This window comes from Chania multitudinisentens RB-25 (assembly GCF_000520015.2).
Lineage (GTDB): Bacteria > Pseudomonadota > Gammaproteobacteria > Enterobacterales > Enterobacteriaceae > Chania > Chania multitudinisentens.
The window spans coordinates 5,350,125-5,363,377 of the sequence record NZ_CP007044.2; the positions used below are offsets into that span (position 1 = coordinate 5,350,125).

The 13,253-nt window shown below is 52.1% G+C and carries 12 protein-coding genes and 1 pseudogene; 6 read left to right on the forward strand and 7 right to left on the reverse strand.

All coding sequences use genetic code 11. The annotated features are described in order from the left end of the window. The first annotated feature begins 248 nt into the window (after nt 1-248). The 5 genes from Z042_RS23810 to Z042_RS23830 all read left to right on the forward strand — a co-directional run bounded on the left by Z042_RS23810 (nt 249) and on the right by Z042_RS23830 (nt 6,418). A complete protein-coding gene (locus Z042_RS23810; RefSeq protein WP_024912100.1) occupies nt 249-1,901 on the forward strand; it encodes a DUF4139 domain-containing protein in 1,653 nt (550 codons plus the stop codon). A gap of 243 nt (nt 1,902-2,144) precedes the next feature. Then, nucleotides 2,145-2,873 (forward strand): hypothetical protein, encoded by a 729-nt coding sequence (locus tag Z042_RS23815; RefSeq protein WP_024912101.1) that lies wholly within the window; start codon nt 2,145-2,147, stop codon nt 2,871-2,873. A gap of 473 nt (nt 2,874-3,346) precedes the next feature. After that, complete coding sequence (locus Z042_RS23820; protein WP_024912102.1) at nt 3,347-4,006, forward strand: helix-turn-helix transcriptional regulator; 660 nt, start codon at nt 3,347-3,349, stop codon at nt 4,004-4,006. A 112-nt stretch (nt 4,007-4,118) separates the two neighbouring features. Continuing rightward, nucleotides 4,119-5,309 carry an MFS transporter gene (locus tag Z042_RS23825; RefSeq protein ID WP_024912103.1) on the forward strand — a complete coding sequence of 397 codons (1,191 nt, stop codon included), beginning with the start codon at nt 4,119-4,121 and terminating at the stop codon, nt 5,307-5,309. Beyond that, entirely contained in the window at nt 5,306-6,418 is a 1,113-nt protein-coding gene (locus tag Z042_RS23830; RefSeq protein ID WP_024912104.1) for a class II histone deacetylase, read from the forward strand. Before Z042_RS23825 ends, Z042_RS23830 begins: the two co-directional genes overlap by 4 nt. 47 nt (nt 6,419-6,465) lie before the next feature. On the opposite strand, the gene Z042_RS26210 is transcribed toward Z042_RS23830, so the two are convergent. After that, on the reverse strand, nt 6,466-6,633 hold the full coding sequence (locus Z042_RS26210; RefSeq protein WP_154667018.1) for a hypothetical protein: 168 nt from the start codon (nt 6,631-6,633) through the stop codon (nt 6,466-6,468). On the opposite strand from Z042_RS26210, the pseudogene Z042_RS23835 reads away from it, so the two are divergent. Further along, nucleotides 6,613-7,062 (forward strand): annotated as a pseudogene (locus tag Z042_RS23835) (UTRA domain-containing protein); the annotation flags it as partial. The gene Z042_RS26210 and the pseudogene Z042_RS23835 sit on opposite strands and share 21 nt — an antisense overlap. A 53-nt stretch (nt 7,063-7,115) precedes the next feature. Here Z042_RS23835 and Z042_RS23840 read toward each other — a convergent pair. The 6 genes from Z042_RS23840 to Z042_RS23865 all read right to left on the reverse strand — a co-directional run bounded on the left by Z042_RS23840 (nt 7,116) and on the right by Z042_RS23865 (nt 13,200). Beyond that, nucleotides 7,116-8,036, reverse strand: coding sequence for a L,D-transpeptidase family protein (locus Z042_RS23840; RefSeq protein WP_024912105.1), 921 nt, complete (start codon nt 8,034-8,036; stop codon nt 7,116-7,118). Between the two features lie 351 nt (nt 8,037-8,387). Next, nucleotides 8,388-9,158: a 3-hydroxybutyrate dehydrogenase gene (locus Z042_RS23845; RefSeq protein WP_024912106.1), complete on the reverse strand. Its 771-nt coding sequence runs from the start codon at nt 9,156-9,158 to the stop codon at nt 8,388-8,390. 12 nt (nt 9,159-9,170) lie between these two features. Further along, nucleotides 9,171-10,562, reverse strand: a complete 1,392-nt coding sequence (locus Z042_RS23850) for a GntP family permease (RefSeq protein ID WP_024912107.1) — start codon at nt 10,560-10,562, stop codon at nt 9,171-9,173. Between the two features lie 79 nt (nt 10,563-10,641). Next, complete coding sequence (locus Z042_RS23855) at nt 10,642-11,823, reverse strand: acetyl-CoA C-acetyltransferase (RefSeq protein WP_024912108.1); 1,182 nt, start codon at nt 11,821-11,823, stop codon at nt 10,642-10,644. An 11-nt stretch (nt 11,824-11,834) separates the two neighbouring features. Further along, a complete protein-coding gene (locus Z042_RS23860; RefSeq protein WP_024912109.1) occupies nt 11,835-12,491 on the reverse strand; it encodes a CoA transferase subunit B in 657 nt (218 codons plus the stop codon). 10 nt (nt 12,492-12,501) lie between these two features. Continuing rightward, entirely contained in the window at nt 12,502-13,200 is a 699-nt protein-coding gene (locus Z042_RS23865; protein WP_024912110.1) for a CoA transferase subunit A, read from the reverse strand. Nucleotides 13,201-13,253: the final 53 nt, after the last annotated feature.

Here is a 13,253-nt window from a genome sequence, read left to right on the forward strand (position 1 = left end):
TACTGCCACCTCTCTGCCCTATTCTGATTTTGCATCTTATCTTTTCCAACAGTCCGCCGTTATTCTGATTTCTGCTGGCTTATTACTACTAGGTGCAGTGTAGGGAGCAACGGAAAAGCCTGGCTATCATCCTTAAGGATGACGGAGCTTAATTTGCGAGTGATATCACGTGAGTTCACGGTATTTGCTTCTCGGTAGCGGTATAAATAATGTAGGCTTGGCATCATTAAATATTTAAGGATAAATCAATGACGATGCGGATATTCAGAATCACACTGCTGTGCGCCACGATAGTTTCAACCTATTCCGCTGCGGCCTATGCCGAAACGCAGGTACAGGATGTTCAGCTAAATGATGTTACGGTGTTTATCCGTGGCGCGGAGTTATTCAACAGTGCGAAAATCACCCTACCGGCTGGTGAAAGCGAGGTGATATTTACCAATATTGCCAGCGACGTGAATGAACAAAGCCTGATGCTGGACGCCAATAACGGCGTAGTCATCCAATCTTCAAGTATCAAGCGGGATTTCCTGACAGAAAATATTTCACCGGAAGTGGTGCAACTGACTGCACAAATTGAAGCGGCCACCCGTGAGCAAAATCAGTTGAATGCGCAGCGGGAAGTGATTCAGGCTCAGCTATCCGTGCTGGAAAGCAATAAAGCGTTGGGCAAAGAGAAAGAAGGCGCTTCTGTTGAACAAATTAACCAACTGTTTGAATTGATCGCTAAACGGATGAGTGAAGCCTTACTGACCGATATCGATATTAAAGAAAAGATCGCCGCTATTGATAAAAATATCGCTAAGTTAAATAACCAGCTTAAAGAGGCACAACAAAAAACTGCTCAGGCGGTTAATCAGGTGGTCGTGAAATTTTATACGCCTAAAGCCGTAACCAGCGATATTAAATTGTCTTATGTGATTCAAGATGCGGGTTGGGTTCCAGCCTATGATGTGCGAGTGGCAAATATTAATCGCCCGGTACAGCTCAGCTATAAAGCCAATGTTTTTCAGAACAGCGGGATTAACTGGAATAAAGTGAATCTGACGCTGTCCAGCGGCAACCCCAGTGAGGGTGCGCAAGCACCACGCTTAATCCCTTGGTATCTCGATCTGCATAGGGATTATTCGTTAAGCAAAATGATTGCCAGAGAAGCGCCGATGCCAGCAATGGCACCGGCCCCGCTGGCTGATGAATCTGCGGAGCTCTCTGCGAGCGATATCGCCGCAGAACGAGAGAGACAGGTTAAGAACCGCTCTTTATCGGAATATGTGGTGACCGATGTCGGCGGCGTCAATACCCGCTTTAGCATTTCCCTGCCCTACAATATCGCCGCCGACGGCCAAGGCCATACGGTATTGATTAAAAATGTCGATGTCCAAGGCGACTACCGCTATGTTGTGGTTCCCAAATTGGAACAGGATGCGTTTTTACAGGTTCAGTTAAAAGACTGGGAAAGCCTCAATCTGCTACCGGGTAAATCCAGTATTTTCTTTGAGGGTTCTTACGTTGGGCAAGGGGATATCAATACCAAGAATATTAAAGAGACGCTGGATCTCTCTTTAGGTCGAGATAAGAAAATTATCATCAGCCGTGAAAACGATAAACAGCTAACCACAAAATCCAAGTTCTTTGGTAATTCAGTCAGCCAACAGTATTCCTATGTAATGGAGGTAAAAAACACCCGTAAAGAGCCGATTAAGTTGGTGGTGTTAGATCAGGTGCCGATAAGTCGTGATGCATCCATCGTGGTCGATGAACTCAAATATGATGACGCCAATTACAATAAAGATACCGGTGAAGTCAAATGGGTATTGGATCTGGCACCCAATCAATCCCGCCAGTTGGGGTTATCTTATACGGTGAAATACCCGAAAAACCAACAAATCACCGGCATGTGACACACGCGTTTTAGCTCGTCTGCGTATACGGCTTCTGGTTACAACCGGGCCGTATACGCTTCTTATGCTCTAAATAATTCAGATTACAGGAAGCGGGTAAATCCGCCTGATGCCGCTTTACATAGATACTTCTCTCCTGGTTTTGATAAGTCTTTAAAAGGATAAATTTAGCTGTTTATAAAGCTTAATATAGTGTAAAAACAACCTGAGTACGCTTACAACAATGAACAATATGAGGGGTATATGTTAAGAGTTAACCATATAATTAAAATTCTCAGTAGCATAAAACCCTATGCTCCCCACACTTACAAAAACAGAACAGATAAAATAATAGACAAAATACATGGCCGATTATTTATGACAGGGGTAATATTTTTAGCTTTGCTTGCCTGCCTCATAGCGCTATATAGATTAACAGATCTTTTTAGAAACGACACAATGGTGTATATCATATTTGGGGTTTATTTTGGGGTGACAATCACGGGGTTATTAATCATGATGTTGCCACCTATATTAGGGATCAAGCATCTAATAAACTGGAAAAAAGAAACGTCTGACGACTTTGTCTGTGAAATATCTCATGATGAACAAAATGCAATGCTGCTATTAGATTACTCAGAAAAAGAACTGCTCTATGCGATTCATTGGCTACAAACGAAGATAAACAGAATAAACTTAAGAGTTAGCAGCTTTTTTGGAGAAAAAACCGCAGTATTATCAGTATTGGCTCTAACTTATTCCGCAGTTCAATCGTCAATTGGCTTCGATAAATTAAGCCAGACGTTCACTGAAGACCTCTTTACTTCTGGTATTTCTAATACTTTTATCATGTTTGGGTTAGCATTTTTATTAGGGATATCTCTTGGCGCATTGATGTTGAAAAAGGTCGCAAATCATCAGCTATATCTGAAAGAAATTGTAGAACTGGCGATAAAGATCCAAAAAGATGCCGGGGAAGGAACAGCCACATAAAATTCCCATTCTCTACGATGCCGTTATAGGGCCGAACGACGGTGCGTTTACATGTACCGTCGTTCTAACTTCTAACAGGCTCTACTCATCAAGCCCTTCATCAATTCGTACCACGTTAAGTGGGTATTACAACTTTCCCTCTACAGCTATCGTTCTTAAGAACGAGGCCAACCCGCACGCGGTGCCATTTGTAGCACGCCGCTCTGCCAGTACAGCAGAGATAAAAACCGCAGAAACCGTTGTAAATTCAGCGGGAAGCTGCCATATCATTTTTATTAATGTATTAATGAAAATGGTGTTAATCAGCAGAATAAAGCCCACCCAATGAGCACAGAGACATTGTTATTAATGTATTTTATTGCAATAACGCTCACGTTGTTAATATGTTCTTATTGTGTTAATTATTTGCTACAACTATGCTAGCAACGTTCATATATTGCACAGGCAGCAGATCAAAGGGAGGAACATGAATCATGCAAACCACCTCATCCCCCATACGTAACGACGCTTTTATCTCAAGCTGTCTGCATACCATGGCGCATCTGATCCCGGTTTCTTCGGCGGTATTCTATTTGGTCGATCCTGATTTGCAGCCCGAACACTATGTTCTGCATGGGATTTCCGATAATACCCACCAGCAATATCTGAACCATTTTCAGCAGATCGATCCGCTGAAGCCGGCCAATTTCCACCAGCAGGATATTACGATGGTGAGCATGAGCCCGGCGGAGCTTGCCAGCAATCACCACTACTATCACGACTTCATGCTGCCGAACCATATGCGTGATATGACAGAAATTTTTATCCGCCAGCGCAAACGGATTATTGCCGGGGTTTCGCTGATCCGTGACACGCCCTTCACTGAGCTTGAACGCGGCCGGTTGCGGGCGGTCATGCCGCTGATCGAACTGGCAACGCGCGATCTGCTGCCTGATGCCGAAGCGCAACCGCTCACCGCCAAAGAGCTGGAGATCGTTAACATGGTGCGCGAAGGGGCCAGCAATAAACGTATCGCCTTAAAACTGGGTATTTCTTTATCGACGGTGAAAACGCATATGCGCAATATTTTTGCCAAAACGGCGGTGGTTAATCGAACTGAGTTGGTAGCCAGCGGTTTTATTACCCACGGCTGATTCGTTTTTACCCAAAATATCACCACACAAGACCAGCCAAATCAGGCACGGCTTCCCCATGCGCAAAAAACGGCATGGCGGGTATTTATTGATGAAACATGAGGATACGATGATGTCCAGTGATTCAGTTTATGTCCCTCCTGCCGGGACGATACTTTCCTGCCCACCCAGACTGTTAATGGCAATTATCGTGTTTGCCGCCATCGCACCGGGAATATTGATGACCGCACCGGCCGTCGCTGCGCAGTTAGCCGTGCAATGGCAACTCACACCCGGCCAGATTGGTTATCTGTTTTCCACTGAATTAGGTGCAATGAGTATCGCCACTTTACCTGCCTGGTGGTGGATCAGCCGCATCAACTGGCGGCAGGTCGCTATGCTGGCCGCTCTGGTGTTTCTGGCCGGCAATCTCGCTTCCGCGTTGAGCACCGATTTCACCCTGTTGCTGGTATTGCGTTTTATCGCCTCACTGGCAGGCGGCACTCTGATGATCCTGTGTATTACCTGTGCCGCTGGCACCGCCAATCCCAGTCGGGTGTACGCTTTTTGGGTGTTAGGCCAGTTGCTGTTGGGGATGCTTGGCCTGCTGGTCTTGCCACCGCTGTTCGCTCATTTTGGCCTGATGGTGGTGTATCTGATTCTGGCGGCGATCATGTTGTGCTGCCTGCCACTGGTCTGTGCCTTTCCCAACGGTTTTCGCCAAGCCAGCAGCACGTCAAGCCAGTTCCCTCCGGCTCCGCTGATCCGCAAACTGTACGCCGTACTGGCGGTACTGACGTTCTATATCAGCCTGAGCGCCGTCTGGACTTTCATCGGCAATATTGCCGCCACCGCCGGGCTTTCGCTGGTGCAAAGCGGGCAAGTTCTGGCGGCCGCCACGCTGTTTGGCATTATCGGTGCCGGAGGCGCGGCAATGATTGGCGCCCGGCGCAGCCATAAACCCTTACTGTGGATCGGTTACGGTCTGCTGATCGCCAGCATCGTCTTGCTGAGCCAAAACCCCTGGCTTATCCGCTTCACGCTGGCGGCGGTGATGTTCAAATTCACTTGGACCTTTGTGCTGCCTTTTATTCTGGCGCGCATTGCCGGGTTGGATAACAACGGCAAACTGATGAACAGCATCAATCTGGTGATTGGCGGCGGCATGGCGATTGGCCCAACGCTGGCGGGCTATCTGATGGAATCTTCCGGTGGAATCAGCGCACTGCTGGCCGGTGCACTAACCTGCGCCTTGCTGTCACTGTTGTTGATCTCACTGGCTTCACCACGCACACCACGCCGCTTAACAGGAGTTATAAGGTGAAAAGAAAAACCGGTTTTTTCTTCGATGAACGCTGTTTTTGGCACAGCACCGGCCTACACGCCATCACGCTGCCGGTGGGCGGTTGGGTGCAACCGCCTTCAGGCGCTGGCCATGCGGAATCCCCGGAAACCAAACGGCGGATGAAAAACCTGATGGATGTTTCCGGCCTGTCTCGCCACCTCAGCCTGTTGAGCGCCGAGCTGGCAGAAGAACAGGATTTGCTGCGTATCCATCCGGCACATTATCTGCAACGCTTCAAACAGTTGAGCGATAACGGCGGTGGAATGCTGGGAGAAGATGCGCCGATGGGGCCGGGCAGCTACGAGATTGCCAGACTCTCCGCCGGGCTGGCCTGTGCCGCAGTGGAAGCGGTGCTAAAAGGTGAGCTGGATAACGCGTATTCCCTTTCACGCCCACCGGGCCACCATTGCCTACCCGACCAATCAATGGGGTTCTGTTTCCTGGCCAATATTCCCATTGCCATCGAACGCGCCAAAGCCCGGCTCGGCCTGAATAAAGTGGCGGTGATCGATTGGGATGTACATCACGGCAACGGTACACAGCATATTTACTGGCAGCGCGATGATGTGCTGACCCTCTCATTGCATCAGGATGGTTGCTTCCCGCCAGGCTATGCCGGTGAGCAAGATCGCGGTGAAGGAGCGGGCTACGGTTATAACCTCAACATTCCGCTGCTGGCGGGAGCCGGTGACGACGCTTACCTGTACGCCATGCGGCAGATTGTGCTGCCCGCGCTGGAACAGTTCAAACCGGAATTGATCATCATCGCCTGTGGTTATGATGCCAACGCCCTCGATCCGCTGGCGCGTATGCAACTGCACAGCGACAGTTTCCGCACCATGACCGAATTGGTACAAAGCGCGGCCGATCGGCTATGCGGCGGCAAACTGGTGATGGTACACGAAGGGGGATACGCCGAATCTTACGTGCCGTTCTGCGGGCTAGCGGTGATCGAGGAATTAAGCGGCATACGCACTGAGGTACAAGACCCGCTGCTGGAGTTTATTCGCCAGCAACAACCCCGCGAAGCATTTAGGCAATTCCAGCGCAGCGCCATTGATCAACTGGCGCAAAAGTTTGGTTTGTAATTCCGGTGCAGAAGCGTGGGCATCCACGCTTCTGTCTCCAGGCTTCCCTACCGAATAAACCGGAAAGTCTTTGACTGGCATGGGGCACGCCGGGCGAAATCACCGTTTGCCGCCCCCTGATGTGCCAGCGGTTGTTCATCCATGCCGGTTTCCAGCCATTCCTGCGACGGCTTTTCCAGCGTTAACTGCCCACCGATCGCAACGTGGAAACCCACAGCGACGTGCTGATCTTCCAGGTCACCAAAGCCAGCCCGGCGATCGCCGAAGCGTTACGTCTAACCACCGATGACAAGGTGTATTACGTCAAACGGGTGCGTTATATCAAACAGAAGCCGGTCACGCTGGAAGAAACCTGGATGCCGCTCACGCTATTCCCCGATCTCAGCTACGAGGTGATGCAGAAATCCAAATATCACTATATCGAGCAGGTGAAAAAGCTGGTGATCGACCGCAGCGAGCAGGAAATCATTCCGGTGATGCCTGCCGAAGATGTAGTGAACGCACTGGGGATCGATGCACAGAAGCCGATTCTGGAGAAAGTCTCCACCGGCTTTCTGAGCGATGGCACCGTATTTGAATTCAGCCGTAATTTCTTTAAAAGCGATGACTACAAGTTCACCTTGGTGGCAAAGCGCGGGCGTTGATTCCAGATGCCGTAAAAAAAGCGCCCGCAGGCGCTTTTAATGGATCAGAACCCTCAACCTACGCGGATCGGTACACCTAAACGCGCATCAACCGCTGATTTCACTTCATTCTGATCAACGCTCGGGTCCATCAGCACTTTGCCAACGGCCTCAGAGAACAGAATTGGCACTGGCTCTTTGGACTTCTGCTCTTCTTCGTTAGCCGACAGTGGGTTATGCACTTCCAGATAACGTGAACCGTCTGGCTCAATGCTGGCTTTCACCGGTTCGTTAATGAATTGCACACGCGTACCCACCGGCACGCTGTCGAACAGGTATTTAATATCGTCAGCACGCAAGCGCACGCAACCATGGCTCACACGCAGGCCGATACCGAAGTTGGCATTGGTGCCGTGAATAGCATACAGGCGGCCCACGTACAATGCGTACAGCCCCATCGGATTATCCGGCCCAGCAGGGTATACCGCTGGCAGAATCTCACCCTCGGCCGCATATTCTTCACGCATTTTGGCGGTTGGCGTCCAGGTTGGGCCGTCTTTCTTACGCTGTACGCTGGTGATCCAATCCAGCGGAGTATCTTTACCCAACTGGCCAATACCGATCGGCAGCACTACCACGGTATTCGTCCCTTTTGGAAAGTAATACAAACGCATTTCCGCACTATTGATAATGATGCCTTCACGCGGGGTGTTCGGCAGAATCAACTGCTGCGGGATGGTCAAGGTGCTGCCCGGTAACGGCAGGTACGGGTCAACGCCAGGGTTAGCTTCTAGCATATTGCTCAGGCCCATCTGGTACTGAGCGGCAAAACTCTCTAGGGGCAATTTGCTGTCTGCTGGCACCGTGATCTGAATATTTTCCCCTATCAGGCGACTATTCTTGGCAGGCAAAGGGTAAACAACAGCGAGGGCTGCCTGGCTGAATGCAGCCAGCGCCGTAAACAGGGTTAATAACGCGCGAATACTCATTTTCATCTTCGTGTTGGAGTGGTGGCCACACTGGCTATGATTAATAGGTGTTTACCCATCGTCCTTCAAGTGGCAAGCAATCTATAAGAACCTCAGTAATGAGGTTCACCATCCCGCTGAGCTTACTGGAGTAAGTGATTCGGGTGAGCCATGCCGCTGCTTTAAGTGTAGAGGGTATATCCGGCCAAATGTGACCGGATGCGCATTATATGTGCACTTCCCTCCAAGAGGGAAATATTACTGCGGCAAATATCACATTTTTTGTCATCTAATAGGCAACAAAGCAGATTTTTGGCAAATTACAGCCTGATTTCCCCCAATTATGCCTTTCACCACGGCAAAACTTGCCAAACCCTATTACTGCGCCAGCCAGCCACCATCCATATTCCACGCGGCACCGCGCACCTGCCTGGCCGCGTCGCTGCACAGGAATAACGCCAACTCTCCCAGTTGTTCCGGGGTAACAAACTCCTGCGAAGGTTGTTTCTCAGCCAAGAGCGCATTCCGCGCCTGCTGTGGCTCAACCCCAGCGGCGATGCGTTGATCGATCTGCTGCTGCACCAGCGGCGTCAGCACCCAACCAGGGCAGATGGCATTACAGGTGATGGGAGTTCGGGCGGTTTCAAGCGCGATCGTTTTGGTCAAGCCAATCACCCCATGCTTGGCTGCCACATAGGCGGCCTTCTCTTGTGAAGCCACCAAACCGTGTACCGACGCCACATTAATAATGCGCCCCCAGCCACGTTCGCGCATCCCCGGTAACGCCAAGCGGCTGGTATGAAATACCGAAGAAAGGTTAACAGCGAGGATCGCATCCCATTTCTGCACCGGGAAATCCTCTACCTTTGCAACGTGCTGTATTCCCGCATTGTTGACCAGAATATCGGCCCCGCCGAATTCCCATTCTACGTAATGCATCAGTTCACCAATCTGCTCTGGATCGCTGAGATCTGCCGCATGGTAGCCAGGTGCTATGCCCAGGCGGTTAATATGGCTGATTGCAGATTCCACATCACCAAAACCGTTCAGGATCACCCGTGCCCCGGCAGCCGCCAGCGCAGCGGCCAAACCAAGACCAATTCCGCTGGTTGAGCCCGTCACCAGCGCTGTTTTACCTTGTAAATTCATCTTGCTTCTCCTTTATACAATACCGGTCAGGTAGAACACTCCAATGACAAACAACACTGCCGCACTCTTGATCAACGTGATCGCGAAGATACCGCCATAGGCTTGCCGGTGGCTGAGGCCGGTAATCGCCAGCAGCGTGATCACGGCACCGTTGTGCGGCAGCGTATCCATACCGCCACTGGCCATTGAAGCCACCCGGTGCAGCACTTCCAATGGGATCTCCGCCGCATGCGCCGCGGCGATAAATGAATCAGACATGGCGGCCAACGCAATACTCATTCCGCCGGATGCCGAACCGGTAATACCGGCCAGCAGCGTGACGCTAATGGCTTCATTCAACAATGGGTTAGGAATGGCCGCTAATGCCTGAGACAAGACCAAAAATCCGGGTAGCGCAGCGATCACCGCGCCAAAACCGTACTCTGAGGCGGTATTCATCGCCGCCAGGATCGCTCCCCCCACGGCGGTTTTACTGCCTTCGGCCAAGCGGCCGCGGATATTGCGAAAACCGCAGACCAGCACCAGCACAATGCCCGCTAACAACGCCGCCTGTACCGCCCAAATAGCATTGATTTTGCTCACTTCGGTGGTGATCGGTTTAGTCAGCCCCGGCAACAGCAGTTCATGGCTGGTGCCATACCATTGTGGGATCCAGTGCGTAAACCCCAGGTTCAATAGCCCCACCAGAATTAAAGGAAGAATGGCAATCCACGGATTTGGCAGATCGATATTCTCCGCCGTTTCCGGCTCATTCAACAATGCGGCACCATAGCCTTCACCGCGCAGTTGCGCGGTATGCCGTTGCCGCTCAAGGTAAAACAAACCAACAACGATCATAAACAGCGCGCCAATCAACCCAAGCCAAGGTGCAGCCCAAGCAGTGGTGCCAAAGAAACTGGTGGGAATGATGTTCTGGATCTGCGGCGTACCGGGCAACGCATCCATGGTGAAAGAAAACGCCCCTAATGCCACCGTGGCAGGGATCAGGCGTTTCGGGATATTACTTTGACGAAACAGCTCAGCAGCAAACGGATACACCGCGAAGGCCACCACAAACAGAGACACACCGCCATAGGTCAACAAGGCGCACACCAAAACAATCACCGGGATCGCATGACGACGGCCGAGGATGTTGATCGCCGCAGCGACAATCGAACGGGAAAAACCAGAAAGCTCAATCAGCTTGCCGAAAACCGCCCCCAGCAGAAACACTGGAAAGTAGAGTTTGACGAAGCCAACCATTCGCTCCATAAACAACCCGGTAAAAACAGGGGCTACCGCACTGGGATCGGTCAGCAATACGGCCCCCAGCGCGGCGATTGGGGCAAACAGGATCACGCTGTAGCCGCGATAGGCAGCCAGCATCAGCACACCCAGTGCTGCCAGGGCAATTAAAACGCTCATCGATGACTCCTTAATATAATTATTATTTTCGAGTACAACCCAGGCTCGTTATGTGATGGCTCCCTGTGGGCCATCTTGTTCAGGGGCGTTCGACAGCCAACGCCACACCTTGCCCGCCGCCGATGCACAGCATCGCCAGCCCTTTTTTCACCTCGCGACGCTGCATCTCATGCAGCAAGGTGACCAGAATGCGGCAGCCGGAAGCGCCAATCGGGTGACCAAGAGCAATGGCCCCGCCATTGACGTTGACTCTGTCCTGTTGCCAACCCAATGCGTTACCCACTGCTAACGCCTGTACGGCAAAAGCCTCATTGGCTTCGATCAGATCAACCTCATCCAATGTCCACCCCGCTTTTGCCAGCGTGCGCTGTGCCGCTTCTACCGGGCCGATTCCCATCATCGCCGGGTCAACCCCCGATGCCGCGTAAGAAACGATACGCGCCAGCACCGGCAAGCGCAGTTCCTCCGCCTTTTGCGCACTCATCAGCAGCACTGCCGCCGCCCCGTCATTGAGCGATGACGCATTACCTGCGGTGACGCTGCCTTCCGAGCGAAACGCTGGGCGCAGACGTGCCAGGCTCTCCTCGGTGGTTCCTGCACGTGGCTGTTCATCACTCTCCACCCGTAACGCCTCTCCTTTAGCTCGGGGCACCAACACCGGTGTGATTTCCTGCGTAAAGCGCCCGGTTTCCTGCGCTGCCTGCGCTTTTTGCTGCGACTGTAGAGCAAAGCGATCCTGCTCTACGCGGCCGATGGCATAGTGTTCCGCCAGATTTTCAGCAGTGATCCCCATGTGGTAATCGTTGAAGGCATCCCACAGTCCATCGCGGATCAGGCTATCGATCATCTGACCATCACCCAGCCGCAGCCCGGTGCGAGCACCTTCCAGCAGGTAACGAGCCTGGCTCATGCTCTCCTGCCCACCGGCAATCACGATTTGCGCATCGCCACAGCGGATGGCCTGTGCTGCCAGATGTACCGCTTTCAGCCCTGAACCACATACCTTATTGAGCGTAAAAGCCGCCACGCCGTAGGGCAGACCCGCATTTACCGCGGCCTGCCGAGCCGGATTCTGGCCACAGCCCGCAGTAAGCACTTGCCCCAGAATCACTTCGTCAACGTTTGCTGCCGCCACGCCGCTGTTTACCAGCAAGGTTTTCACCACTATCGCCCCTAAATCCATCGCAGAGAGCGGGCCCAATGCCCCGAGAAAACTGCCGATCGGAGTGCGGGTAGCGGCTACAATCACTACGTCTTGCACGTTAACCTCCATTAGCAAAAACGCATTTCAGGAACCTGCTTCGGCACCACCAGGGTACCCGCCGTTTTAGCCATGATTTCTTCCACACTGACTCCTGGCGCCCGTTCACGCAGGACAAACGCCCCCTGCTCAATCTCCAGATAAGCTAAATCGGTCAATACCTTACGGATGCAATGGGCACCGGTGAGCGGCAACGTGCAACGCGGCAACAGCTTGGATTCACCATTTTTTGCCGCATGCGTCATCATTACGATGATGTTTTCCGCCCCTGCTACCAGATCCATCGCCCCACCCATGCCTTTCACCAGTTTGCCGGGGATCATCCATGAGGCGATATTGCCCGCCACATCCACTTCGAACGCCCCTAATACGGTGAGATCCACATGCCCGCCACGGATCATGGCGAACGATTGCGCTGAATCGAAAATGGCTGCCCCCCTGCGCGCAGTGACGGTTTGTTTGCCCGCATTGATCATGTCAGCATCCAGTTGGGCTGCGGTGGGAAACTCCCCCATCCCTAACAGGCCATTTTCAGACTGCAACATCACATCCATCCCCTGCGGGACATAGTTGGCTACCAGCGTTGGGATGCCGATCCCCAGGTTCACGTAGTCACCATCACGCAATTCCTGCGCTACGCGTTGCGCCATCTGTTCACGGGTAAGCATTGAGTTCTCCTCAGAAGCGAAGGGTGCGCTGTTCTATGCGCTTTTCAAAAGTGCCCTGAATCAGGCGATCAACATAAATACCGGGGGTGTGGATCGCTGCGGGGTCCAATTCGCCGGGCGCGACGATCTCTTCGACTTCCACCACGGTGATCCGCCCAGCAGTCGCCATCAGTGGATTAAAATTCTGTGCGGTATGCCGATAAACCACATTGCCGTAGTGATCGGCCTTCCAGCCTTTGATGATGGCGAAATCGCCGGTGATAGCCGGTTCCAGAATGTAATGGCGGCCATTAAACTCGCGAACTTCTTTGCCTGCGGCAACCTGTGTGCCATAACCCGTTGCGGTAAAAAATGCCGGAATACCAGCACCACCGGCGCGGATCTTCTCTGCCAGCGAACCTTGTGGGGTCAGCTCAACTTCCAGTTCACCGCTGATCGCCTGTTGTTCGAACAGGGCGTTTTCACCCACGTAAGAAGCAATGATTTTGCGGATTTGCCGGTTCTCCAGCAGCAGGCCAAGGCCAAAACCGTCAACGCCGCAATTATTTGAAACCACCGTCAAGCCTTGCACCCCACGGCGGCGAACTTCGTTGATCAGGTTTTCTGGAATACCGCACAGGCCAAAGCCACCAGCCAATACCGTCATATTATCCGTCAGGCCTTCCAGCGCTTCCTGATAGCTACTGACACGTTTATCGAGCCCTGCCATACGCTTGCCTCTGATGATTAAGTGGCGAAAGCGATATGCCTTCACCAACCTGA

What these genes read in the sequence shown, in the direction of transcription:
- Z042_RS23810 (WP_024912100.1), top strand. Translation starts at nt 249, where the DNA reads ATGACGATGCGGATATTCAGAATCACACTGCTGTGCGCCACGATAGTT.
- Z042_RS23815 (WP_024912101.1), top strand. Translation starts at nt 2,145, where the DNA reads ATGTTAAGAGTTAACCATATAATTAAAATTCTCAGTAGCATAAAACCC.
- Z042_RS23820 (WP_024912102.1), top strand. Translation starts at nt 3,347, where the DNA reads ATGCAAACCACCTCATCCCCCATACGTAACGACGCTTTTATCTCAAGC.
- Z042_RS23825 (WP_024912103.1), top strand. Translation starts at nt 4,119, where the DNA reads ATGTCCAGTGATTCAGTTTATGTCCCTCCTGCCGGGACGATACTTTCC.
- Z042_RS23840 (WP_024912105.1), bottom strand. Translation starts at nt 8,036, where the DNA reads ATGAAAATGAGTATTCGCGCGTTATTAACCCTGTTTACGGCGCTGGCT.
- Z042_RS23845 (WP_024912106.1), bottom strand. Translation starts at nt 9,158, where the DNA reads ATGAATTTACAAGGTAAAACAGCGCTGGTGACGGGCTCAACCAGCGGA.
- Z042_RS23850 (WP_024912107.1), bottom strand. Translation starts at nt 10,562, where the DNA reads ATGAGCGTTTTAATTGCCCTGGCAGCACTGGGTGTGCTGATGCTGGCT.
- Z042_RS23860 (WP_024912109.1), bottom strand. Translation starts at nt 12,491, where the DNA reads ATGCTTACCCGTGAACAGATGGCGCAACGCGTAGCGCAGGAATTGCGT.
- Z042_RS23865 (WP_024912110.1), bottom strand. Translation starts at nt 13,200, where the DNA reads ATGGCAGGGCTCGATAAACGTGTCAGTAGCTATCAGGAAGCGCTGGAA.